The 24,520-nt window shown below is 65.2% G+C and carries 21 protein-coding genes; 11 read left to right on the top strand and 10 right to left on the bottom strand.

From position 1 onward, the window contains the following. From VQ044_RS06690 to VQ044_RS06670, 5 genes are read left to right on the top strand one after another with little or no spacing between them, the layout of a single operon-like run. Window positions 1-3,738 carry a nitrate reductase subunit alpha gene (locus VQ044_RS06690; protein ID WP_327646162.1) on the top strand — a complete coding sequence of 1,246 codons (3,738 nt, stop codon included), beginning with the start codon at window positions 1-3 and terminating at the stop codon, window positions 3,736-3,738. Beyond that, complete coding sequence (gene narH, locus VQ044_RS06685; protein WP_327646161.1) at window positions 3,735-5,255, top strand: nitrate reductase subunit beta; 1,521 nt, start codon at window positions 3,735-3,737, stop codon at window positions 5,253-5,255. Before VQ044_RS06690 ends, narH begins: the two co-directional genes overlap by 4 nt. Continuing rightward, a complete protein-coding gene (gene narJ / locus VQ044_RS06680) occupies window positions 5,252-5,956 on the top strand; it encodes a nitrate reductase molybdenum cofactor assembly chaperone (protein WP_327646159.1) in 705 nt (234 codons plus the stop codon). Before narH ends, narJ begins: the two co-directional genes overlap by 4 nt. Window positions 5,957-5,967: 11 nt before the next feature. Next, complete coding sequence (gene narI, locus VQ044_RS06675; RefSeq protein WP_327646158.1) at window positions 5,968-6,675, top strand: respiratory nitrate reductase subunit gamma; 708 nt, start codon at window positions 5,968-5,970, stop codon at window positions 6,673-6,675. 23 nt (window positions 6,676-6,698) lie between these two features. Beyond that, window positions 6,699-7,466: a peptidylprolyl isomerase gene (locus VQ044_RS06670; RefSeq protein ID WP_327650878.1), complete on the top strand. Its 768-nt coding sequence runs from the start codon at window positions 6,699-6,701 to the stop codon at window positions 7,464-7,466. Between the two features lie 63 nt (window positions 7,467-7,529). Here VQ044_RS06670 and VQ044_RS06665 read toward each other — a convergent pair whose 3' ends face one another. From VQ044_RS06665 to ubiT, 5 genes are all read right to left on the bottom strand, one after another. Then, window positions 7,530-8,801, bottom strand: a complete 1,272-nt coding sequence (locus tag VQ044_RS06665) for a molybdopterin molybdotransferase MoeA (protein WP_327646154.1) — start codon at window positions 8,799-8,801, stop codon at window positions 7,530-7,532. Next, the gene (locus VQ044_RS06660) at window positions 8,801-9,316 is read right to left on the bottom strand and encodes a DUF2478 domain-containing protein (protein WP_327622115.1); all 516 of its coding nucleotides are present in this window, start codon (window positions 9,314-9,316) and stop codon (window positions 8,801-8,803) included. The genes VQ044_RS06665 and VQ044_RS06660 overlap by 1 nt, the downstream gene beginning before the upstream one ends. A 64-nt stretch (window positions 9,317-9,380) precedes the next feature. Beyond that, a complete protein-coding gene (ubiV, locus tag VQ044_RS06655; RefSeq protein ID WP_327622116.1) occupies window positions 9,381-10,274 on the bottom strand; it encodes a ubiquinone anaerobic biosynthesis protein UbiV in 894 nt (297 codons plus the stop codon). Between the two features lie 31 nt (window positions 10,275-10,305). After that, window positions 10,306-11,283: a ubiquinone anaerobic biosynthesis protein UbiU gene (gene ubiU / locus VQ044_RS06650; RefSeq protein WP_327646197.1), complete on the bottom strand. Its 978-nt coding sequence runs from the start codon at window positions 11,281-11,283 to the stop codon at window positions 10,306-10,308. A gap of 11 nt (window positions 11,284-11,294) precedes the next feature. Further along, window positions 11,295-11,846 carry a ubiquinone anaerobic biosynthesis accessory factor UbiT gene (gene ubiT, locus VQ044_RS06645; protein WP_327646152.1) on the bottom strand — a complete coding sequence of 184 codons (552 nt, stop codon included), beginning with the start codon at window positions 11,844-11,846 and terminating at the stop codon, window positions 11,295-11,297. Window positions 11,847-11,942: 96 nt separating this feature from the next. Between ubiT and VQ044_RS06640 the strand changes: the two genes are divergently transcribed. Together VQ044_RS06640 and VQ044_RS06635 are read left to right on the top strand one after the other, a co-directional pair. Continuing rightward, entirely contained in the window at window positions 11,943-13,469 is a 1,527-nt protein-coding gene (locus VQ044_RS06640) for a UbiD family decarboxylase (RefSeq protein WP_327646151.1), read from the top strand. Continuing rightward, the gene (locus VQ044_RS06635) at window positions 13,466-14,068 is read left to right on the top strand and encodes a UbiX family flavin prenyltransferase (protein WP_327646150.1); all 603 of its coding nucleotides are present in this window, start codon (window positions 13,466-13,468) and stop codon (window positions 14,066-14,068) included. Before VQ044_RS06640 ends, VQ044_RS06635 begins: the two co-directional genes overlap by 4 nt. Before the next feature lie 267 nt (window positions 14,069-14,335). Here VQ044_RS06635 and glnA read toward each other — a convergent pair whose 3' ends face one another. After that, complete coding sequence (glnA, locus tag VQ044_RS06630) at window positions 14,336-15,745, bottom strand: type I glutamate--ammonia ligase (protein WP_327622120.1); 1,410 nt, start codon at window positions 15,743-15,745, stop codon at window positions 14,336-14,338. A gap of 52 nt (window positions 15,746-15,797) precedes the next feature. Then, on the bottom strand, window positions 15,798-16,136 hold the full coding sequence (locus tag VQ044_RS06625) for a P-II family nitrogen regulator (protein WP_024350649.1): 339 nt from the start codon (window positions 16,134-16,136) through the stop codon (window positions 15,798-15,800). 290 nt (window positions 16,137-16,426) lie between these two features. Here VQ044_RS06625 and VQ044_RS06620 point away from each other — a divergent pair, with 290 nt between their 5' ends. After that, window positions 16,427-17,956: an NAD(P)H-hydrate dehydratase gene (locus VQ044_RS06620; RefSeq protein WP_327646148.1), complete on the top strand. Its 1,530-nt coding sequence runs from the start codon at window positions 16,427-16,429 to the stop codon at window positions 17,954-17,956. 38 nt (window positions 17,957-17,994) lie between these two features. Here VQ044_RS06620 and VQ044_RS06615 read toward each other — a convergent pair whose 3' ends face one another. Continuing rightward, window positions 17,995-18,804, bottom strand: coding sequence for a DUF72 domain-containing protein (locus tag VQ044_RS06615; protein WP_327646146.1), 810 nt, complete (start codon window positions 18,802-18,804; stop codon window positions 17,995-17,997). A gap of 48 nt (window positions 18,805-18,852) precedes the next feature. Here VQ044_RS06615 and VQ044_RS06610 point away from each other — a divergent pair, with 48 nt between their 5' ends. Both VQ044_RS06610 and VQ044_RS06605 read left to right on the top strand, forming a co-directional pair. After that, complete coding sequence (locus VQ044_RS06610) at window positions 18,853-19,113, top strand: type II toxin-antitoxin system Phd/YefM family antitoxin (protein ID WP_327622269.1); 261 nt, start codon at window positions 18,853-18,855, stop codon at window positions 19,111-19,113. Further along, window positions 19,110-19,496: a type II toxin-antitoxin system VapC family toxin gene (locus tag VQ044_RS06605; RefSeq protein ID WP_327622123.1), complete on the top strand. Its 387-nt coding sequence runs from the start codon at window positions 19,110-19,112 to the stop codon at window positions 19,494-19,496. The genes VQ044_RS06610 and VQ044_RS06605 overlap by 4 nt, the downstream gene beginning before the upstream one ends. A gap of 63 nt (window positions 19,497-19,559) precedes the next feature. Here the strand turns inward: VQ044_RS06605 and uvrA are convergent, their stop codons facing one another. Further along, entirely contained in the window at window positions 19,560-22,442 is a 2,883-nt protein-coding gene (gene uvrA / locus VQ044_RS06600; protein ID WP_327646144.1) for an excinuclease ABC subunit UvrA, read from the bottom strand. Between the two features lie 275 nt (window positions 22,443-22,717). Here uvrA and VQ044_RS06595 point away from each other — a divergent pair, with 275 nt between their 5' ends. Beyond that, window positions 22,718-23,230, top strand: a complete 513-nt coding sequence (locus VQ044_RS06595; protein WP_327646143.1) for a single-stranded DNA-binding protein — start codon at window positions 22,718-22,720, stop codon at window positions 23,228-23,230. Between the two features lie 418 nt (window positions 23,231-23,648). On the opposite strand, the gene VQ044_RS06590 is transcribed toward VQ044_RS06595, so the two are convergent. Then, window positions 23,649-24,296, bottom strand: a complete 648-nt coding sequence (locus tag VQ044_RS06590) for a MarC family protein (protein WP_327646141.1) — start codon at window positions 24,294-24,296, stop codon at window positions 23,649-23,651. Window positions 24,297-24,520 lie beyond the last annotated feature (224 nt).

Here is a 24,520-nt window from a genome sequence, read left to right as displayed (position 1 = left end):
ATGAGCCATCTTCTCGACCGACTGAATTTCCTCAAGTCCACGCGACAGGACACCTTCGCCGATGGTCACGGCCAGACCACCATCGAGAGCCGGGATTGGGAGGACGTCTACCGCGATCGCTGGCGCCACGACAAGATCGTGCGGTCCACCCACGGGGTGAACTGCACCGGGTCCTGTTCGTGGAAGATCTACGTCAAGTCCGGGATCGTGACTTGGGAGACCCAGCAGACCGATTATCCGCGGACCCGGCCCGACATGCCCAACCACGAGCCGCGCGGCTGCGCGCGGGGGGCCAGCTACAGCTGGTATCTGTATTCGGCCAATCGGGTGAAGACGCCCTTGGTGCGGGGGCGGCTGATGCGGCTGTGGCGCGAATTGCGCGCCACGATGAGCCCGATCGAGGCGTGGAAGGCGATCCAGGCCGATCCGGCCAAGCGGGGCAGCTACACCAAGACCCGCGGCAAGGGCGGATTCGTTCGCGCCAGCTGGGACGAGGTCACCGAGATCGTCGCGGCGGCCAATGCCTACACCACCAAGACCTACGGACCCGACCGCGTCTTCGGTTTCTCGCCGATCCCCGCGATGTCGATGGTCAGCTACGCGGCGGGCTCGCGCTACCTCAGCCTGATGGGTGGCACCTGCATGTCGTTCTACGACTGGTATTGCGACCTGCCGCCCGCCAGCCCGCAGACCTGGGGTGAGCAGACTGACGTGCCGGAAAGCGCCGACTGGTACAATTCCGGCTTCCTGATCCTTTGGGGATCGAACGTGCCGCAAACCCGCACGCCGGACGCGCATTTCTATACCGAGGCGCGCTATCGGGGCACCAAATCCGCCGTGGTCAGCCCGGATTACAGCGAGGCCGCCAAGTTCGGCGACATCTGGCTAAACCCGCAGGCTGGCACCGACGCCGCGCTGGCAATGGCGTTTGGCCACGTCATCCTGCGTGAATATCATCTCGACCGGCAAGTGCCGTATTTCGAGGATTACACCCGCAAATATTCCGATTTCCCGCTGCTGGTACGGCTGGACAAGAAGGACGGAGGCTACGTTGCGGGCCGGATGCTGCGCGCCGCCGATTTCACCGATGCGCTGGGCGAATCCAACAACCCCGACTGGAAGACGGTCGGGATCGACAGCAACACTGGCGCTGTCGTCGTCCCCAATGGCTCGATCGGCTTCCGCTGGGGGCAAAGCGGGCATTGGAACCTTGAGGAGAACGCGGGCGGAAAGGCGATCGACCTGAAGACGACGTTGGTCCTCGAGGAGGATCGCGACGATGTGGTCGGTGTCGATTTTCCCTATTTCGGCGGCGAGGCAACCGAGCATTTCACCAAATGCGATCACCCCGAGGTGCTGACCCGCAACGTTCCAGTCCGCCGCCTGAAGCTGAAGGATGGCGAGGCGCTGGTGACGACGGTGTTCGACCTGTTCTGCGCCAATTACAGCCTCGATCGTGGGCTGGGCGGCAAACATGTCGCCACTTCTTTCGACGCCGATGTGCCGTTTACGCCGGCCTGGGCCGAGAAGATTACCGGGGTCAAGCGCGACCGGATCGTCGCCGTGGCGCGTGAATTCGCCACCAATGCCGAAAAGACCAACGGCAAGTCGATGGTCATTCTGGGCGCTGGCCTGAACCACTGGTACCATATGGACATGGCCTATCGCGGCATCATCAACATGTTGGTGATGTGTGGTTGCGTCGGTCAGTCGGGTGGCGGCTGGTCGCACTATGTGGGCCAGGAAAAGCTCCGTCCGCAAACCGGCTGGACAGCGCTCGCCTTCGCGCTGGACTGGGCACGCCCACCCCGGCACATGAACTCGACATCGGCCTGGTACGCGCACACCGACCAGTGGCGCTACGAAACCGTCACGGCGGGGGAGATTCTGTCGCCGACCGCACCGGCGGGCAATTGGGCCGAGCGCAGCCTGATCGACTACAACATCCAGGCCGAACGCATGGGCTGGCTGCCCTCTGCGCCGCAACTGAAGACCAACCCGCTGGAGGTTGGCCGCGCCGCCAAGGCATCGGGCAAGACGGCGCCGGAATACGTGGCCGAAGGGCTGAAGTCAGGCGCGCTGGAAATGTCCTGCGAAGACCCGGATGCACCGGAAAACTGGCCGCGCAACCTGTTTGTCTGGCGCTCGAACCTTTTGGGGTCGTCGGGCAAGGGACATGAATATTTCCTGCGCCATCTTCTGGGCACCGATCACGGCGTCCTCGGCAAGGATCTGGGCGAGGAAGGCAGGGTCAAGCCGATCGAGGCCAAGTGGCACGATCAGGCGCCCGAAGGAAAACTCGATCTTCTGGTGACGCTGGATTTCCGCATGTCGACCACATGCGTCTATTCCGACATCGTCCTGCCCACAGCCAGTTGGTACGAAAAGGACGACCTCAACACGTCCGACATGCACCCCTTCATCCACCCGCTGCAGGCGGCCGTGGACCCGGCTTACGAATCGAAATCGGACTGGGAGATATTCAAGGCCTTGGCCAGGAAGTTCTCCGAAATCGCGCCCGAGGTGTTGGGAGTGGAAACCGACGTGGTCGCGCTGCCGATGCAGCACGACAGCCCCGGCGAGCTGGCCCAATCGGTCGTGGCCGACTGGAAGGCCGGCGAATGCGAGCTGATTCCCGGCAAGACCGCGCCGAACTACATCGCGGTGGAGCGGGATTATCCCAACCTCTACAAGCGCTTTACCGCGGTTGGGCCGTTGATGGAGAAGGTCGGCAACGGCGGCAAGGGCATCGCCTGGGACACCAAGACCGAGGTGCATCACCTTCGCGATCTCAATGGCCGCGTTACCGACGAGGGCGTGACCAAGGGCATGGCCAGGATCGACACCGCGATCGATGCTTGCGAGGTCATCCTGATGCTGGCGCCGGAAACCAACGGCGAGGTGGCGGTCAAGGCCTGGGAGGCGCTGGAGAAGATCACCGGGCGCGAACACACCCATCTGGCAAGGCCCAAGCAGGACGAGAAAATCCGCTTCCGAGACATCGCCGCGCAGCCGCGCAAGATCATCTCGTCGCCCACATGGTCCGGGATCGAAAGCGAGGACGTCTGCTACAACGCCGGCTACACCAACGTCCACGAACTGATCCCTTGGCGCACGCTGTCTGGCCGCCAGCAGCTTTACCAGGACCACGAGTGGATGCGCGCCTTTGGCGAAGCCTTCGTGACCTGGCGGCCGCCGGTGGATCTGAAGACCATCGCGCCGGCGATAGGGCAGGCGGGCAACGACAAGCATGTCGTTTTGAACTTCATCACCCCGCACCAGAAATGGGGCATCCATTCGACCTACACCGACAATCTCCTGATGCTGACGCTGAACCGCGGCGGCCCGGTGGTGTGGATATCGGAGGTGGACGCGGCGAAGGCAGGGCTGGTCGACAACGACTGGGTCGAAGTCTTCAACGCGAACGGCGTGCTGACGGCGCGGGCGGTTGTTTCGCAGCGCATCAAGGAAGGCACGCTGTTCATGTATCACGCGCAGGAAAAGATCGTGAATACCCCCGGCAGCCAGATCACCGGCAAGCGCGGCGGTATCCATAACTCGGTCACGCGGACGGTTCTGAAGCCGACGCACATGATCGGCGGCTATGCCCAGTTGAGCTACGGCTTCAACTACTACGGCACCGTCGGGTCGAACCGGGACGAGTTTGTGATCGTGCGCAAGATGGAAAAGGTCGATTGGCTGGATACGCCGGTCGCGTCAGCGGAGGCAGCGGAATGAAAGTTCGCGCGCAAATCGGCATGGTGCTGAATCTTGATAAATGCATCGGGTGTCACACCTGCTCGGTCACTTGCAAAAACGTCTGGACCAGCCGCGACGGCGTCGAATACGCCTGGTTCAACAATGTCGAGACCAAGCCCGGCATCGGCTATCCGAAGGATTGGGAGAACCAGAAACGCTGGAACGGCGGCTGGGAACGCACCAAGGGCGGCAAGCTGCGGCCCAAGCAGGGCGCGAAGTGGCGCATCCTCGCCAATATCTTCGCCAATCCGGACCTGCCCGAGATCGACGATTATTATGAGCCGTTCGATTTCGATTACGACCATTTGAAGTCGGCGCCCGAGATGGAGGCGTTCCCGACCGCGCGGCCGCGCTCGAAGCTGACCGGCGAGCGGATGGAGAAGATCGAATGGGGTCCGAACTGGGAGGAGATCCTCGGCGGCGAGTTCGCCAAGCGATCGAAGGATTACAACTTCGAGGGCATCCAGAAGGAAATCTACGGTCAGTACGAAAACACCTTCATGATGTACCTGCCGCGGCTGTGCGAGCATTGCCTCAACCCGGCTTGTGCCTCGGCCTGCCCCTCTGGCGCGATCTACAAGCGCGAGGAAGACGGCGTGGTGTTGATCGACCAGGAGAAGTGCCGCGGTTGGCGGATGTGCGTGTCGGCCTGTCCCTACAAGAAGATCTACTACAACTGGTCGACCGGAAAGTCGGAGAAATGCACGCTGTGCTATCCGCGTCTTGAATCCGGCCTGCCGACGGTCTGCTCGGAAACCTGCGTGGGGCGCATCCGCTACATCGGCGTGATGCTCTATGACGCCGACAAGATCGCGGAGGCCGCCTCGATCGAGAACGACCAGGATCTCTACGATGCGCAGCTCGGCGTGTTCCTGGACCCGAATGACCCCGAGGTGATCGCCGCGGCAAGGGCCGAGGGCGTGCCCGAGGACTGGATCGTGGCGGCCCGCAAATCGCCGATCTGGAAGATGGCGATGGAATGGAAGATCGCCTTTCCGCTGCACCCCGAATACCGGACCTTGCCGATGGTCTGGTACATTCCGCCGCTCAGCCCGATCCAGAACGCCGCCGAGGCCGGCCAGATCGCCGCGGACGGGGACATGCCCGACGTGAAGTCGCTGCGTATCCCGGTGAAATACCTCGCCAACATGCTGACGGCGGGCGACGAGGCACCGGTCGTTTCGGCACTGGAGCGCATGCTTGCGATGCGGTCCTACATGCGCTCGAAAACGGTCGACGGCGTGATCAACCTCGGCGTCGCCAAGCGCGTCGGCCTGACCCCGCATCAGATCGACGAGATGTATCAGATCATGGCGATCGCCAATTACGAGGATCGCTTCGTCATCCCCACAACCCACCGCGAGGTGGTCGAGGATGCCTATGATTTGCGTGGCGGCTGCGGCTTTACCGATGGCAACGGCTGCTCGTCGGGGGTGTCGAAGGGCACTCTGTTCGGCGGTCGCAAGCACATAACCCCGGCGGAGGGCTGGCAATGACCCGGACGTTCAAAGCGCTTTCCGCGCTGCTGACCTATCCCTCGAGCGAGTTGCAGGCGGCGATCCCGGACATCCGCGCCGTCCTGGCCGAGGAGGCGGTGCTGCCGCCGCCTCTGATCGAGGCGCTGCAGCCCCTGCTACAGCGTCTCACCGAGGGCGACATCATCGAATTGCAGGAGGCTTATGTCCTGCTGTTCGACCGCTCGCGAACCCTGTCGCTCAATCTGTTCGAGCATGTCCACGGGGAAAGCCGCGATCGCGGCGGCGCGATGGTGGATCTCCTGGAAACCTACCGGGCAGGGGGCTTCGACCTGGTCGGACCGGAACTGCCGGATCACCTGCCGGTGCTGCTGGAATTTCTCTCGACCCGGCTCCTGGCGGAGACGCGCGAGATCCTGGCCGACGCAGGGCCGATCCTGGTGGCGCTTGCCGAACGGCTGACCCGGCGCGAGACGCCCTATGCCGCGATATTGGTCGCGCTGGCCGATCTGGGCCGGGCCGCGGCCGACACCGGGGTCGCGGCGGCGCTCTTGTCGCAAAAGGACGACGACCCCGAGGATCTGGCGGCGCTCGACGCGGTCTGGGAAGAGGCGCAGGTCACCTTCGCGCCCGATCCCAACGCGGGCTGCCCCGTATCGCGCGACATTCTGGCCGCGATGGACACACCCCTCAACCCGGCGCGAGCCGGGGCAGGCAACTGACGGAGGCCGGAATGAACAACTTCCTGTTTGGAATTTACCCCTACATCGCACTGTCGGTCCTGCTGATCGGATCGGTGGTCCGCTACGAACGTGACCCGTTCACCTGGAAATCGTCGTCCTCGCAGCTGCTGCGACGGCACCAGTTCATCATCGGGTCCGTGCTGTTCCATGTCGGAATTCTGGTCATCTTCGCGGGTCATTTCGTGGGCCTTCTGACCCCGATCTGGATCTTCGACGCGCTCGGCGTCAGCCACGGCGCCAAACAGTTGCTGGCGATCATCTTCGGCGGCATCGCCGGAATCATGGCGCTGGTGGGCGGGACGATCCTTCTGATGCGGCGGCTGAACGACCCGCGCATCCGCGCCAGCTCGACCTTTGCCGACACCGGTATTCTGGTGTTGCTGATGGCGCAGCTGGTGCTGGGGATCGCCACCATATTCGTCTCGCTCCAGCATCTCGACGGCGAGGAGATGACCCGGTTCATGGCCTGGGCGCAGGGCATCTTTACCTTCCGCGCGGGCGCCGCCGATCTGATCGCTGACAGCAGCCTGATCTTCAAGCTGCATATCGTGCTCGGCCTGACGATCTTCCTGCTGTTCCCGTTCACGCGGCTCGTGCACATGCTGTCAGCCCCGGTCCGGTATCTCTGGCGGCCCGGCTATCAAATCGTGCGGACCAGAAAGCGGGCCGTCAATCATCCGGTGGAGCGGACATCATGACATCTCTCTTCAGCGAAGTGGTCGTGAACGGCGAGACGATCCCGACCAAGGTGATCGCGTCCGAGGCGCAGAATCATCCGACGCCCAAATCGAAGCCCGGACAGGCCTGGACCGCCGCCGCGCGGGCCTTGGCGATCCGCGCGCTCCTGCTGCAGGAGGCACGGCGACGCGGGCTTGCCCCCGACCCGCAAGAAGTGGCCGAGGGTCGGGTGGAGACCGACGACGAGGCCCTGATCCGGCAGGTGTTGGACGCCGCGGTCGATCCGGCCGCGCCGCGGGAAGCCGATCTGCGTGCCGCCTATGACGCTTCGCCGGAACGCTGGCGCGCGCCGACGCTCTATGAGGCGGCGCATATTCTCTTCCCGGTCAGGCCGGGCGACGCGGCGGCCTTGGCCAAGGCCCGGATCGAAGCGGCTGCGGTGCTGACCGAGGTGCGGCGGGATCCGCGCGCGTTTGATCGTCTGGCCCGCGAGCACAGTGCCTGTTCCTCGCGCGATGCCGGTGGAAGGCTGGGACAGCTGATCAGCGGCGACACCGTGCCCGAGTTCGAAGCGGCGCTCGATGCGCTCGCCGAAGGCGCGATCGCGCCGGAACCGGTGGCATCGCGTTACGGGTTGCACATCATCCGGCTGGATGCGCGTGCCGAAGGTGCGGTTCTGCCGTTCGAGGCCGTGGCGCCGCGCATCCGCGACATGCTGGAAAAAGTCGCCTGGGCGAAGGCCGCGCGTAATTTCACGGCGACCTTGGTCAGTGACGCCGAAGTGACCGGCGTCACGCTGGTCGCGGCCTGACAGGCGACCGGCTGACCCGGGGACGTGGCGTCACCGGGTCTTCGGAGGACGGCGAGCGGATGCTCAGCCGAAGGGAATAAACGCCACGAGATCGCCGGCCGCGAGGCTGTCGATCCCGGCCGGGATGTCGGCCAGCCCGTCGGCGCACGCCAGTTCGGCCACCCGGGCCGAGAACTCCGCCGGACCGGGCTTGAGAACCGGCAGACCGTCAAGGCCCGTGCCCACCCAGCGGACGGGGCGGAACTCGCGGCGTCCGGCTCGGCGGCTGAGCCCCTCGGACAAGCGCGCCATCAGGCGGCGAGGGCGATGCTCCGTACCGGTCAGTCCCGCGACGATGGGCCGGCCGAAGATATGCCAACTGACGAATGACGCCACCGGGTTGCCCGGCAGACCGAGCACGAGGGCCCGGCCGATATTTGCGATCGTCAGCGGCTTGCCCGGTTTCATCGCGACCTTGCGCAAATGGATCTCGGCCCCGGCCTCGGCCAGCGCGCGCGGCAGATGATCCTCCTCGCCGACCGACGCGCCGCCGGACGTGACGACGAGGTCGGCGCCGCGACTTGCGGCGATCAGCGCGTCGGTGAAGGTGATGTGATCGTCGCAAATGATGCCACCATCCGTCAGATCGAGCCCGGGACCGGCCATCTGAGCGGCCAGCATGGCGCGGTTGACGTTCCAAATCTGGCCCTTGTCCAGGGTCTCGCCCGGCTCGGCCAGTTCGGCGCCGTTGCTGAGCAGCGTTACTCGTAGCCTGCGCCGGACCGACAGATGACCGGCTCCGGCCGCCGCCGCTGCGGCGATGTCGCGCGGTCCCAGTTGGCGGCCGGCGGGCAGCACCTCGATGCCGCGCACCATGTCCTGGCCGCGTCGGCGAATATTCTGTCCCGGAGCCGGCCGTGTCGCGATCACGATCAGGTCGTCCCGCCGCGTCACCGCCTCCTGCATCACGACAGTGTCCGCTCCTTCGGGCAGTGGCGCGCCGGTGAAGATGCGCGCGGCCTGGCCGTGAGGCAGGGGGCCAGCCGTCTGGCCGGCCGCGATCCGGGAGCCGACCGGCAGCATCCAGGGGCCGTCACCGCGCAACCCGTCGGCACGCAGCGCATAGCCATCCATCGCCGATGCGTCGAAGCCCGGCGCATCGGCGGCGGCATGCACGGCCCCGGCCAGCACCCGGCCCGTCGCCGCGCCGAGCGGCAGCGTCTCGCAGTCCGCGACCGGTCGCGCCAGATCCGCCACTATCGCTAACGCCCGATCGACGGAGATCAAATCCGCGGCCGCCTCGCAGCCGCAGTCCGGCTCGCGCCGGACCGAAATCCCCGGCGACCGGGACGTCATCACGCCACCTTTGACAGGCGGGCCGCGCGCACCCAGGCCAACAGGGCCGAGGGGTCGGCGGGCAGGACCTCGGCCATGCCGTCGGTAAAGGCCTCGAAGGCAGGGCGGTTGAGCCCGTTGATGCCGGTGAGGACCGGGACTCCGGCGGCCAGCGCCTCGGCGATCAGGTCCCGAAACCCGTGCCCGTCGGCCTCGTGCTTGCCGAATTTGTTGAGGATCAGCAGATCCGCCCCGGCCGCCAGGCGCGGGCCGACCAGCGCAACCGCCTCTTCGAGCGCCGCCGGGTCGAGGCGGCAGCCGCGCGAGGCGGTCCCCAGATCCTGGCTGATGCGGATCAGGGGGCCGTCGGGCAGCACCCGCACGTCCATGTCGCACTTATGCCGGTCCGGATTGACGCAGTTGGTCTGGACCACCCCGGCCAGCCGCAGGCCTTGCGACAGCAGCGTCTCGGCAACCTCGCTCATGACCGCGTCGAGACGGCCCGGCTCACTGGAGTGTACGGCGGCAATCAGCATCGATTTTCCTTTCGCAGCATAGAATTCGCCCTAGGAGCGGCGGCGTCGCGGTTATTCATCCGGTTCAATGGGTCCACTCCGCGCCGGATTGTCCGAACAGGAAGCCGTTGGCGAAGCGCCGTTCCGGTGCCAAAGCTGCGAGTTCGGCAAGCGCTTCGTCCGGGGCGATCCGGTCGTCGGCCGCTGCCCGAAACAGACGCGCGACCTCCACCATGTCGCCGGTATGGGGCGAAAGCCGCAGCGCGCCGACGCCGGCTTCGGCCAGCGGCGCCAGATCGCCTGCGAGGTTGGCCCAGCGCTCGGAGACCGTCTGGACTCCGTTGATCGCAAGGAAGGGTTGTCCGTCGAGGGTTTCGACCGGCAGCCCGTCCGGGTCTTGCTCGCAGACGAACTGACAGGAGTCCTTGGCCAGGCCGGCAAGGCGGGCATGGTAACAGCGCGCCGAGAGCGCCAGCGGCAGCCGCCCGAACGCCCAGACCTCGATGTCGACGCCAAATCCTGCCCCGGTAGCCGCCAGCGTCGCGACGGACGAGAAGGCGAGCTCGGGGGGCAGGCAGAACGAGATTCCTCCACGCCTGGCGAGGAAGCCCAGCGTGCCCCTATTGTAGACATTGACCAACGGACCCACCGTGAAGGGCGTGCCCGGCGCGAGATGGCGCAACGCCGTCAGGTCGTTGACCTCGACCGGCAGGCCGGACTCGACCAATTCGGCCAACATCCTTCGCTCGCGCCGCAGGGTAACCAGCCCGAGCGAGGCGAGAACGACCTCCTTGCCGCCGCGCTGCAGCCGCTCGACCACCTCCGGGATGCGGTTCTGGTAGAAGGGCAGGCGTTTGGAACAGACGACCTCGCCGACCACCACCCGATCGACCGGCGCCTCGTCGGCAATCCGCGCATAAAAGTCGGACCAATCATCCGCCGGCCAGTTGTAGAGAACCGGGCCCAGTGTCAGGCGCATCGTCGCGCTCCCTTGCTCATGGCGCCCATGTTCAGCGCCAGATCTTGCGATAGGCGCCGAGCGTGCTCGCCTGCCCCTCGGTCAGATGCGCCAACTCGCTAACCGGCACCGGTTGCCCGGCGGCGATCGCGTCGGTGGCCCGGCGGAAGCTCTTCACCACCGCCGAGACATAGGCGCGGCTGCGTTGGCGGCCCTCGATCTTCAGCGCCGTCACTCCGGCCTCGGCCAGCCTGGGGATCAGTTCGGCGGCGTCGAGGCTGATCGGGTCCTCGAAGACATGACCGGTATGCCCCCCCGCCGAAAAGCATCCCTTGCACAGCGTCGGGTAGGGGGCCGGCGCATCCTTGGCGACCTTGTGAATGGTGAAGCCGCCGAGGCGCGAGACCAGTTCCTCCTGCTCCTCGCCATAGACGACATGACTGGCCGGCGAGCAGACGCCGTGCATGTTAGGCGACCGTCCGGTGGCGTAGGAGGACAGCGAGCAACGTCCCTCGGCCATCACGCAAAGCCCGCCGAAAACGAAGACTTCGGTCTCGACGTCGATGTCGCGGTTGATCGCGGCGATCTCCTCGACGCTCAGCACCCGGGGCAGCACGACCCGCTTCACGTCGAACGCCTCGGCGTAGAACATGATCGCGTCGGCATTGGCGGCCGCCGCCTGCACCGAGAGATGACGCCGGAGCGCCGGACGGTGTTCGGCGGCATAGGCGAGCAGGCCGAGATCGGCCATGATCACCGCGTCGGCGCCGGCAGCCTCGGCGTCGTCGACGGCGCGGTGCCAGAAATCCTCCGCACCGGCGCGCGGGAAGGTATTGATCGCGATCAAGAGCTTGGCGCCCGCCTTGTGGGCGTAGGCGGCACCGGCGGCCATCTCGTCACGCGAAAAATTCAGTCCGGGAAAATTGCGGGCATTGGTCTCGTCGGCGAAGCCGCAGTAAATCGTGTGCGCACCCGCGTCGACGGCCGCGCGCAACGCCGCGGGCGTGCCGGCCGGGCAGACGAGTTCCAGCGCCGGTCCGCTCACGCGTTCATCTCCGGCCGCATCAGCGCGACCCCGGTGATCCGTTCCGCCACCCGCGCCAGCGGACGCAACTGCCGCCCCACCGCGCGACCCGGCGCGCCGAAACTTCCCGCGACCGCCTCGAACAGGTCGATCTCGGCATCGTCGGTCGCGTTGCGCAGCGCCAGCGCGGCCTCGGTGTCGCCCTCCACGGCAATGTCGCGAGAGAAAAACAGCGCGTCGCCGTCATAGGCGCCATGGATCATGCCGAGAAGCGCGGCCAGCGGCCCCGCGATCCGGCAGTCCCAGTGGCATGGGGCCGAACGGCTCAGCGCTTCGATGCTGGGCCGGCTGGGCCTGGGACAGAGCAGAAAGGCAAATGGCAGATCCGTGGGGTCGATCAGAAAGCGCTTTTGCGCATGCGGGCCCAGACGCGTGAACAGGCCGGGATGGTGCTCCGCCATGTCGCGCGCGGCGCGTCCCAGAATGAGAGACAAGGGACCGGGCGGCAGCTGCGCGAGCAACCGCGCACCCGCGGACGGAAAATGAGGGATCGAATTGGCGCCGTTCATGCCGTTCGAGGTAACCGCGACCGCTCCCCCCGGCATTGATCGAGATCAAGTCCGGCGAACCGATCGGCAGGCTATCAGGGCGGATCGAGAGGAATGATGCCGATCCGCGACCTGCCCCCCTTCGCCAACCTTGGCGAGTTCCTCAGCCACCTTGACCGCTCGGGCGACCTGGCACGGGTGGCGGAACCCGTTTCGCTGGAACACCAGATGACGGCGGTGCATCGCCATGTCTTGCGTGAGGGCGGGGCGGCGCTGCGCTTCGACGCGGCGACGGATGGCCAGGGACGCCTCGCGACAATGCCGGTTATCGCCAATCTGTTCGGCACGCAGCAGCGGGTGGCGGCGGGCCTGGGGCTGACCTCCGACAGAGTGGAGGAGCTGGGCGAGCTCCTCGCCGCACTGCGCGAACCCGCCCCGGTCGAGGGGATGCGCGACGCGTTCTCGCGCTGGCCGATGCTGCGCTCAGCGCTGGCGACCCGGCCCCGTCTGGTGAACCGCGCGCCCGTGCAGCATACGGTTCTGGAGGGCAGGGATGTCGATCTCGGCCGCCTGCCGGTGCAGACCTGCTGGCCCGGCGAACCGGCGCCGCTGATCACCTGGCCGCTGGTGATCACCCGTCCACCGGAAACGGAAGCCGGCGACACCACCCAGACCAATATGGGCGTTTATCGGATGCAGGTGCTCGGCCGCGATCGTGCGATCATGCGCTGGCTGGCGCATCGTGGCGGCGCCGCGCACCACCGGGCCTGGGCGGCGCGTGGCGAGGCGATGCCGGTGGCGGTGGCGATCGGCGCCGATCCGGCGACGATGCTGGCCGCCGCCCTGCCGTTGCCCGAGGGGCTCGCGGAACTTCGCTTCGCCGGCGTGCTGCGGGGCGAACGCCAGGCGCTGGCTCCGGCGCGCACGGTTCCGCTGATGGTACCCGCCGAGGCAGAGATCGTACTCGAAGGCTGGGTTTCGCCGACCGAAACGGCGCAGGAAGGTCCCTATGGCGACCACACCGGCTACTATAACGCGGTCCAGCCATTCCCGGTGATGCGGATCAGCGCCATCACCATGCGCCGCGACCCGCTGTATCTCACCACCTTCACCGGCAGGCCGCCGGACGAACCGTCGGTGATCGGCGAGGTCTTCAACACACTGGCGCTGCCGATGATTCGCCGGCAGATCCCCGAAATCGTCGATCTGTGGCTGCCGCCCGCTGCGTGCTCCTATCGCATGGCCGTGATCTCGATCCGCAAGCGCTATCCCGGACAGGCGCGGCGGGTGATGATGGCGCTGTGGGGGATGCTGGCGCAGTTCTCCTACACCAAGACGATCATCGTCGTGGACGACGACATCGATCCCAGAAGCTGGTCCGATATTTCCTGGGCGCTGGCGACGCGCATGGACCCCTCGCGCGATCTCATGGTGATCGACCGGACGCCAATCGACTACCTCGACTTCGCCTCGCCCGAACCCGGTCTTGGCGGCAAGCTGGGGATCGACGCCACCAACAAGATCGGCGCCGAGACCCGGCGCGAATGGGGAAAGGTGCTGGATATGCCGGCTCCGCTGGCCGAAGAGGCGGCGCGATTCTGCGAGCGGCTCGGACTGGTCGGATCGAAGGAGCTGCCGGCATGAGCGCCGCCCCTGTCATTCTGGGCGTCAGCGGCGCCTCCGGCGCGGCGATCGCCCTGCGCCTGGCCGAGCTGTTGAGCGCGGCGGCGGTGCCGGTCGAACTGATCGTCACCCGCGGCGCCGAGCGGACCCTGAACGAGGAAGTCGGCCCCGATGCGCTGGCCCGGCTCGACCGCCTCGCCACCAGACGTCATGCGATCGACGATCTCGGCGCCACGGTCGCCTCCGGCTCCTATCCCGTCGCCGGGATGATCGTGGCGCCTTGCTCGATGCGCAGCCTCGGCGCGATCGCGAATTCTCTGAGCGACAATCTGCTCGTCCGCGCCGCCGACGTGCAGTTGAAGGAGCGGCGCCGGCTGGTGCTGATCGCCCGCGAATCGCCGCTGCATCTCGGCCATTTGCGGGCCATGTGCGCGGTGACCGAGATGGGCGCCATCGTCGCGCCCCCGAGCCCGGCCTTCTATCTGAAACCGGTAACCTCAGACGAGATCATCGACCAGATTGCCCGGCGCGCGGCCGATCTTCTCGGTGTGCTGCCGCCGATGGCGCGACAATGGACCGATGCATGCCGGCCTCCATTGTCCAGACCGGGCGGTGTTTGATCACGTCGTTCGCGAAGAGCGGTTGCCCTGAAAAAGTACTCGATAAGATGGGACTTGCCCCGCTTTGGTGCAGAGCGTTTTCAGTTTTACGCGGCCGGCCTTTCGAATTGCACGAGCTGTCGAATGTAATTATCGAACGGTGTTCGCATAGAAAAAGTGGCTCGGCTTAGGGACTTTACGTCCCAGATTCCGAGCCACTTTCCGCCCTATCCGTCAACTTCAATCCCTTGAAAAGGCGGTTATCCGTTCAATCCAAGAGCTCCGATTCTAGACGCTATAATACATGTCGAACTCGACCGGATGCGGCGTCATCTCGAACCGCAGCACTTCGGCCATCTTCAGGTCGATGAACGAACTGATCTGGTCGTCGTCGAAGACGCCGCCGGCTTTCAGGAAGTCGCGATCGGCGTCGAGGCTTTCCATCGCCTCGCGGAGCGAACGGCAGACAGTCGGAATCTCTTTCAGCTCCTCCGGCGGCAGGTCGTACAGGTCCTTGTCCATGGCCGCGCCCGGATGGATCTTGTTCTTGATGCCGTCGAGGCCGGCCATCAGCATGGCCGAGAAGGCGAGATAGGGGTTCGCCGTCGCATCGGGGAAACGCACCTCGACGCGCTTGGCCTTGGGCGACTGGCCGAAGGGGATGCGGCAGGATGCCGAGCGGTTGCGCGCCGAATAGGCCAGCAGCACCGGCGCCTCGTAGCCCGGGACGAGCCGCTTGAACGAATTCGTCGACGGGTTGGTGAAGGCGTTGAGCGCCTTGGCGTGCTTGATGATGCCGCCGATGTAGAACAGCGCGCTTTCCGACAGACCGGCATATTCATTGCCGGCGAAGGTCGGCTTGCCGCCCTTCCAGATCGACTGGTGAACATGCATGCCCGAGCCGTTGTCGCCGAAGACCGGCTTTGGCATGAAGGTCGCCGTCTTGCCGTAGGCGTTCGCCACCTGATGGATGACGTATTTGTAGATCTGCATCTTGTCGGCGTTGCGGGTCAGCGTGTCGAACTTGATACCGAGCTCGTGCTGCGCGGCCGCCACCTCATGGTGATGCTTTTCGACCGAAACGCCCATTTCGGCCATCACCGTCAGCATCTCGGAGCGGATATCCTGGCAGGAATCAATCGGGGGCACAGGGAAATAGCCGCCCTTGACGCGCGGACGGTGACCCAGATTGCCGGTCTCGTAGTCGGTGTCGTCATTCGATGGCAATTCCGTCGAGTCGAGCTTGAACCCGGTATTGTAGGGATCGGCCTTGTAGCGCACGTCGTCGAAGATGAAGAACTCCGCCTCCGGACCGACGAAGATGGTATCGCCGGTTCCGGACTGGGTGAGGTAGGCTTCTGCCTTCTTCGCCGTCGAACGCGGATCGCGGTTGTAGGCCTCGCCGGAGACAGGGTCGAGGATGTCGCAGACGATCGCCATGGTCGACTGGGCGAAGAACGGGTCCATGTAGGCCGTTTCCGGATCCGGCATCAGCACCATGTCGGATTCGTTGATCGCCTTCCAGCCGGCGATCGACGAGCCGTCGAACATCGTGCCTTCGGAGAACAGGTCCTCGTCGACGAGGGTCACATCCATCGTCACATGCTGGGTCTTGCCCTTCGGATCGGTGAAGCGCAGATCGACGAATTTCACGTCGTTGTCCTTGACCTGCTTCAGGATGTCGTTGGCGCTCGTCATGGTTGTCTTTCCTGTTACTGAACGATGTAATTGTTGCGGGAGAGGGCGGGCGTCAGATCGCGTCTGTGCCGGCTTCGCCGGTGCGGATACGGATCGCTTCCTCGATATTGGAGACGAAGATCTTGCCGTCGCCGATGCGTCCCGTCTGGGCCGCCTTGCGAATGGCTTCGACCGCCGCCGCGACGGTTTCGTCGGCGAGCACGATCTCGACCTTCACCTTCGGAAGGAAGTCGACGACATATTCGGCGCCGCGATAAAGCTCGGTGTGCCCCTTCTGGCGCCCGAAACCCTTGGCCTCGGTGACGGTGATCCCCTGAAGTCCGACCTCCTGGAGCGCTTCCTTCACCTCATCCAGCTTGAAAGGCTTGATGATAGCCTCGACCTTCTTCATCGATCGTCCTTTTCGACGTTGCCCTCGTCACGGGCCGCCGGCCCGTCACCTCTGCCGAAAGCAGGAGACGTGCCAAAGACGGCTTAGAACCGTGACCGGTTCGAAATAGTTTCACGAACGCTCTTCCGTGACCGCAATCGGCCCGGTCCGCGCGCTGGAAGACCGAGCAAACGCATCGGTGGAACCGAAGGCGGATGCTTGCGATCATTCTCTCGGCTACACGAGGCCGGTCCTTCTGTCACCTGGAATGCCCAATACGCTGTCACAATGATGAAGGAATAGGCAGGACAATGGTCTTTCAAGATGCATGCGGCACCGCGCTTCTGACGCCCGATGAGATGGCCGAGGCGGATCGCCGGACCATCGCGGCCGGAACGCCCGGCATCGCGCTGATGGAGCGGGCGGCGGAGTCGGTCGCCGCCGCCGTCCATTCGCATTATCCGCGCGCCGAACGGATCGCGCTGCTGGCCGGCCCCGGCAACAATGGCGGCGATGCCTATGCCGCGGCCCGGTTGCTGGGTGAGGCGGGGCGCCGGGTGGAGATATTCGGCCTCGTCGCTGCGACGAAGCTTCACGGAGACGCCGCCATCGCCGCGACGGCTTTCGGCGGAACCACGCATCCGCTCGACAGCTTCGATCCCGCGGCGTTCGATCTGGTCATCGACGGCCTGTTCGGAGCCGGCCTGTCGCGCCCCGTCGAGGGCGGGGCGGCCGGGGTGATCCGCAAGCTGAACGCGGCGCCGACACCGGTCGTCGCCATCGATCTTCCGTCAGGCGTCTCAGGCGCTACCGGCGAGCGCCTGGGCGAAGCGGTTTCGGCCGATCTGACGGTGACCTTCTTCCGGCGCAAGCCGGGCCATTTGCTGGAGCCGGGCCGGAGCCTTTGCGGACCCACCATCGTCGCCGATATCGGCATCCCGGCGACGGTTCTCGACGCCATTGCCCCGATGATCTTCGCCAATGAGCCGGCACTGTGGATGGACGCGCTCAAGCGTCCACCCATAGCCGGTCATAAATACGACCGCGGCCATGCCGTCGTCTTTTCCGGCGGCGCGACGCGAACCGGCGCGGCGCGACTGGCCGCGACGGCGGCGTTGCGCGGCGGTGCCGGACTGGTCACGATCTTTTCACCGGGCGCGGCGCTGATGGCCAATGCCGCGCATCTCACCGCCATCATGCTGAGGCGTTGCGACGACGAGGCGGCGCTCGGAGAACGCCTGGAAGACTCGCGGTTCAACGCCTTCGTGCTCGGGCCGGGCTTCGGTGTCGGCGAGCGAGCGCGGTGTTTCGCCAGCGCGGTGCTGGCGGCGGGGCGGCGACTGGTTCTCGACGCCGACGGCATCACCGCTTTCGCGGACGATCCGGACACCCTGTTCGCAGCCGCCCGGGCCGGGGGGAAGGGGGCTTCGGCGCTCGTGCTGACGCCCCATGATGGCGAGTTCAAGCGGCTGTTTCCCGACATTGCGGATCGACATGCCTCGAAGCTGGAGCGGGCGCGGGTGGCGGCCACACGCGCCGGCGCGATCATTGTCCTGAAAGGGCGTGACACGGTCATCGCCGCGCCGGACGGGCGAGCCGCGATCAATGCGACCGGAACGCCCTGGCTGGCGACAGCGGGGACGGGCGACGTTCTCGCTGGGCTCGTCGCGGCGCAACTCGCGCAAGGCACCCCCAGCTTCGAGGCAGCCTGCGCGGCGGTCTGGATGCATGGGCGGGCCGCCGAACTGTTCGGGCCGGGACTGATTTCGGAGGATTTGCCTGCGATGCTGCCGAAGGTTCATCGCCAACTGGAAGCCCTTGCTTCCAATCCGCGCGCCTGATTTCCACTCGCTCGAGTCGGAGGCGCGGCGCAGCCTGCTCAGCGGTTGCCGAGCCGCTCCATCAACGCCATCGCCGCCTGCGGCGCCCGTACCTTGCCCTCGCGGATGAAGTAGACGAACACCTCGCGCGGCGTCTTCGCGGCATGCGTTTGCGGATCGGCGCGTGGCAGGTCGTCCGGTTCGCCGCCCGTCGCCCAGAGCCGTGCCCGCTCGGCCCAGCGATCGAGTGCATCGGACGGATAGCCGGTCTCGATCTCGGCATTGCCCTTCTGCAGCCGCGCATAGACGAAATCCGATGTCATATCGGCGATCTCGGCATAATCGGCGCTTTCCGCGTAGACGATGGCGGCGCCGGCATCACGGCACAGCGTCAGCGCCTCGGGACACACGAAGCTTTCGTGGCGCAGCTCAACCGCGTGACGCAGCCGGATTCCGTCGATGTCTTTCGGCAACAATTTGAGGAAGGCGCCGAAATCGTCCGGCTCGAAGCGCTTGGTGCCGGCGAGCTGCCACAGGATCGGCCCCAGCTTGTCGCCCAGTTCAACGATGCCCGAGCGCACGAAGCGGTCGATGGATTCGCCGCCCTCGGCCAGCACCTTGCGATTGACCGCATAGCGCGGCGCCTTGAGCGAGAAGACGAAGCCGTCCGGCGTCTCGCTCGCCCATTTGGCGAAGGTCTCGGGCTTTTGCGAACGGTAGAAGGTGCCGTTGACCTCGATCGTTGTCAGCTTCGAGGCGGCATATTCCAGCTGACGCTTTTTCGGCAGACCATCAGGATAGAACGAGCCTTCCCAGGGCGCGAAGGTCCAGCCGCCGATGCCGGCGCGGATAGCCGCTGATTGGGTCATGGCGCACTCCACTTGTTCTTAGCTAAGCGATTAGCTATATTGCAATTCATGGCGACTTTCACGGTTCATCAGGCCAAGACCGAACTCTCCAAACTCATGGCTCGCGCCGAAGCAGGCGAGGAGATTGTCATCGCGCGTCGCGACAAACCTGCGGTCAAGCTGGTTCCCGTCGGCGAAATGCGAAAGAAGGAGCGTATTCCAGGGGCGCTGAAGGGCATGTTCAAGGTTCCGGACAATGTCTTCGACCCCCTTCCGGAGGACGAATTGCAGGCGTGGGACGGTAAATATTCGTTTGAACCCGATAAATGAGATTGCTTCTCGATACGCACACCTTGGCGTGGTGGCTATTGGACCACCCGCGGCTGTCCGCCACAATCCGGAATCTGCTGAAAGATACCGACAACGCGGTCTTCGTGAGCGCGGTCTCCGCCCTCGAGGCAGCGACGAAGTTCCGGCTCGGAAAGTGGCCGGAAGTCGGGCCGATGGCGACAGCCTTCGAAGAAGTGATGCGCGACCAGGATCTGCCGATCATCCCGATTGCCGCGCGCCACGCGGCGCGCGCCGGACTGATGGACGGAGCGCATCGCGATCCGTTCGATCGCATTCTCGCAGCTCAGGCCGAGATCGAAGACCTGGTGCTTGCGACCAATGATCCGCGTTTCACCGATTTCGGAACAAAAACGGTGTGGTAGATGGCCGGGCGAACTACGGGCTTCTTTTGACCGGTTGATCCTCGCACAGGAAATTGAGGTCGCTTACTCGGCTGCCACGCTGCTCACATGCGGGCGCCGCTGCAGCAGACCCTTCAGGAACTGCCCGGTATAGGAGCGCTCGGCCTTGACGATATCCTCCGGTGTGCCGGACGCGACGATCTCGCCGCCGCCGTCGCCGCCCTCAGGCCCGATGTCCACCACCCAGTCGGCCGTCTTGATCACCTCGAGATTATGCTCGATGACGACGACCGTGTTGCCGCGGTCGACGAGGTCGTGCAGCACGGTCAAAAGCTTCGCGACATCGTGGAAGTGCAGTCCAGTCGTCGGCTCGTCCAAAATATAGAGCGTCCGGCCGGTCGCCTTGCGCGACAGCTCCTTGGCGAGCTTCACCCGCTGCGCCTCGCCGCCCGACAGCGTATTCGCCTGCTGGCCGACCTTGATGTAACCGAGCCCGACCTCGTTCAGCGTGGCGAGCTTGTCGCGCACCGCCGGCACGGCGGCGAAGAAGTCGACGCCTTCCTCGACGGTCATATCGAGAACGTCGGCGATCGACTTCTCCTTGAAGGTCACCTCCAGCGTCTCGCGATTGTAGCGCTTGCCGTGGCAGACGTCGCAGGTGACGTAGACATCCGGCAGGAAGTGCATTTCGATCTTGATGACGCCGTCGCCGTGGCACGCCTCGCAACGTCCGCCCTTGACGTTGAACGAGAACCGGCCGGGCTGATAGCCGCGGGCCTTGGCCTCTGGAAGCCCGGCGAACCAATCACGGATCGGCGTAAACGCGCCGGTGTAGGTCGCCGGGTTCGAGCGCGGGGTGCGGCCGATCGGCGACTGGTCGATGTCGATGACCTTGTCGAGATGTTCCAGACCCTCGATATGGTCGTGCTCGGCCGGTACGTCACGGGCGTTGGCGATGCGGCGGGCCGCCGCCTTGAACAGTGTCTCGATCAGGAAGGTCGACTTGCCGCCGCCGGAGACGCCGGTGACGCAGGAGAATAGGCCGAGCGGAATCTCGGCGGTGACGTCCTTCAAATTGTTGCCGCGCGCGCCGACCACCTTCAGCCGCTTGCCTTTGACCGGCTTGCGGCGCTTTTCCGGCACCGGCACGCCGAGATCGCCGGACAGATAGCGCCCGGTCAGGGAGTTCGGATGTGCCTTGATCTCGGCGGGCGTGCCCGAGGCGATGATCTCGCCGCCATGGATGCCAGCCGCCGGCCCTATATCGACGACATAATCGGCCGACAGGATCGCGTCCTCGTCATGCTCGACGACGATGACGGTGTTGCCGATATCGCGCAGGTGCTTCAGCGTGACCAGCAACCGCTCATTGTCGCGCTGATGCAGGCCGATCGACGGCTCGTCCAGGACATAGAGAACGCCGGTGAGCCCCGAGCCGATCTGCGAGGCGAGGCGGATGCGCTGGCTTTCGCCGCCGGATAGGGTTCCGGATGAGCGCGACAGGGTCAGATATTCGAGCCCGACATCGTTGAGGAAGCGGAGCCGCTCACGGATTTCCTTCAAGATCCGCACGGCGATCTGATTGTGCTTGTCGCTGAGTTTGGCCGGCAGCGCCTCGAACCAGTCGCCAGCCGCGCGGATCGACAGCTCGGTCACCTCGCCGATGTGGCATCCGCCGATCTTGACCGCCAGCGCCTCCGGTTTCAGCCGATGGCCACCGCAGGCCGGGCAGGGGGTCGCCGACATGAAGCGCTCGATCTCCTCGCGCATCCAGGCCGAATCGGTCTCCTTCCAGCGGCGCGCGAGATTGGGCACGATGCCCTCGAAGCTTTTCGTCGTCTTGTAGGATCGCATTCCGTCATTGTAGCGGAATTCGATCTTGGTCTTGCCGGTGCCGTTCAGGATCGCGTTCTGGGCGTCATCCGGCAGCTCCGACCATTTGTCGGTCTGTTTGAAGCCGAAGGTGCGTCCGAGCGCGTCGAGCGTCTGGGCGTAATAGGGCGAGGTCGATTTCGCCCAGGGCGCGATCGCGCCGCCCTTCAGCGTCACTGCCTCGTTGGGGACGATCAGCTTGGGATCGACGGCGCGCTGCGAGCCGAGGCCGTCGCAGCGCGGACAGGCGCCGAACGGATTGTTGAACGAAAACAAGCGCGGCTCGATCTCCGGGATCGTGAAGCCCGAAACCGGGCAGGCGAATTTTTCCGAAAACACCAGTTGCCGCGGTTTGCCGTTCTCGTCGACGCCGTCGGCGAATTCGGCCACCGCCAGCCCATCTGCGAGACCCAGCGCGGTCTCCATTGAATCTGCAAGGCGCGCGGATATGTCGCCCCGTACGACGATACGGTCGACCACCACGTCGATATCGTGCTTGTACTTCTTGTCGAGGACCGGCGCGTCGGCAATGTCGTAGAACTCACCGTCGACGCGGACCCGCTGGAAGCCCTTTTTCTGCAGTTCCGCCAGTTCCTTGCGGTATTCGCCCTTGCGGCCGCGCACGATGGGGGCCAGCAGATAGAGACGGGCGCCCTCGTCGAGTTCCAGGACGCGGTCGACCATCTGGCTGACCGTCTGGCTCTCGATCGGCAGGCCGGTGGCGGGCGAATAGGGAACGCCGACGCGCGCGAACAGCAGCCGCAGATAGTCGTAGATTTCGGTGACGGTGCCGACGGTCGAACGCGGGTTTTTCGAGGTCGTTTTCTGTTCGATCGAGATCGCCGGCGACAGCCCGTCGATCTGATCGACATCGGGCTTTTGCATCATCTCGAGGAACTGGCGGGCATATGCCGACAGGCTCTCGACATAGCGCCGCTGCCCTTCGGCATAGATCGTGTCGAACGCCAGCGACGACTTGCCCGAGCCCGACAGGCCGGTCATGACGATCAATGTGTCGCGCGGCAGGTCAAGATCGACGTTCTTGAGATTATGCTCGCGCGCGCCGCGAATGGAGATCGTCTTCAGTTCGGCCATGACGCGTCCGGCGGTCCTTGTGATTGGGAGACCGAGCCTACTTAAGTCGTCCAGGCGACTCTTCCAAGGCGGCCCGCCATTGACTCGATTTCAATAATGTTCTTTTTTTGTTCTTAGCAGGCTAAAGTGAGTCAGCCAAGCGCATACGGCCGGCGCCGGGAAATCGCGCAAACGGACGCAGAGCGTTTTCAGCGGTGGACGAGTGCGCCTGCGTCCTTTCGCCCCTTCGCGTGGTCGGATAGGATCGCGCCGGTTTTAAAGCATGGAGTTCGATAATGGCAGGCAGCGTGAACAAGGTGATCCTGGTCGGAAATCTCGGAGCCGATCCGGAGATCCGCCGCCTGAACTCCGGCGACGCGGTGGTCAATCTGCGGATCGCCACCTCGGAAAGCTGGCGGGACAAGAATAGCGGCGAGCGCCGGGAAAAGACCGAGTGGCACAATGTCGTGATCTTCAACGAGAACCTCGTGAAGGTCGCCGAGCAATATCTGAAGAAGGGCGCGAAGGTCTATATCGAGGGCCAGCTCCAGACCCGCAACTGGGAGGACCAGTCGGGGCAGAAGCGCTATACGACGGAAGTCGTGCTGCAACGCTTCCGCGGCGAACTGCAGATGCTCGACAGTCGCGGCGAAGGCGGCGGCTCCGGTGGTGGTGGCGGCGGTTATGACCAGAGCGGCGGCGCGCGCGGCGGCTCCGGTGGCGGCGGAAAATCCGGCGGCGGCGGTTACGACCAGGGCGGCGGCGGTGGGGGATCGTCGCGCGATCTCGACGACGAAATCCCGTTCTGAATCGGAGGAGACGGCCGATTCGAACCTTTGGCGCGCTCGGCATCGTCTGCCTGGCTGGCGCCGCCGTCGCATCGTTCAGCGTTGCGACGGCGGGCGAGGTGACCGTGGAAGCGGCCCGCGTCACGCCTGAAAACGGCGGCGCCTTCGGCTTCGCGGTGACGCTTCGCCACGCCGACGAAGGCTGGGACCACTACGCCGACCGCTGGGACGTGGTCGGACGGGACGGTCTACGGGACCCGGACGCTGCTCCATCCCCACACGGACGAACAACCCTTCACCCGAAGCCAATCGGGGATCGCGCTTCCCGACGGAGTTCGCGAGGTTTTGGTGCGCGGCCACGACAACATCCATGGCGACGGACAGGGCAAGACGGTAGTGATCCCCGGACGCTGAAGCGGCGGCGGCGCGAATTTGCCGGTTAGCCGGCTGTGGCGATGCTCAGGCTGGATTGAACCAATGCCGCGATTCCATCCGCGACGAACTGCACCGCCAATGCGGCCAGGAGCACGCCCAGGAGCCGGGAAATCACCGCGCGGCCGGTGGCGCCAAGCCAGCGGTCGAAATGGTCCGCCACCGCGAGAAAGCCGAAGGTGACCGCGAGGGCGGTGAAAACCACGACCACGAGGCCGACCTGTCCGGCCAGACTGGGGACCGCACCGGACAACAGGATCACGGCCGAAATCGCGCCCGGTCCCGCCATCAGCGGGATCGCCAGGGGAAAGGCGGCGACGTCAGCCACATCCGGATCATCCACCGCGCGATTGGCGCTGCGCTCGTGGCGTTCCTTTCGCTTCTCGAAGACCAGTTCGAAGCCGATCCAAAACAGGAACAGGCCACCCGCCACGCGGAAGGCGCCGAGTGTGATGCCGAGACCTTCGAGCAGCATGAGACCGGCAAGCCCGAACAGGGTCAGGATCACGAAGGCGATGATGCAGGCCCGGAGCGCGATGCGGCGTCGTTCGGCAGCCCCCACGCCCGGCGTCACCGCCAGGAACAGGGGCACGAGCCCGAGCGGATCGAGGATGACGAAGAGCGTGACAAAGCCGCTGAGAAGAAGATCGAACATATTCCAGCCGTCCGGTGATCCAGCATTCTGGGTAGCAGGTGCCGACCGGTCGTCAACCGCTACGTTCGCCATCGCCGTCGAGCGAACGATCCGACGGGCTGATTCTCGCCAATTCGCGCCGGTTTTCGGCGGATGTGTCGGACGTCGTTGGAGGTTTCTTTTGCCACTCGCGCAAACGATTGAAATAGTTAGACAAATTCGCCGCCGACAACGACCGCGGGAAT

The sequence above is a fragment of the Aurantimonas sp. C2-5-R2 genome (genome assembly GCF_036549495.1).
Classification (GTDB): domain Bacteria; phylum Pseudomonadota; class Alphaproteobacteria; order Rhizobiales; family Rhizobiaceae; genus Aurantimonas; species Aurantimonas coralicida_A.
Note: the sequence above shows the minus strand (reverse complement) of the source record. Positions and strands in the feature narration are given on the sequence as shown.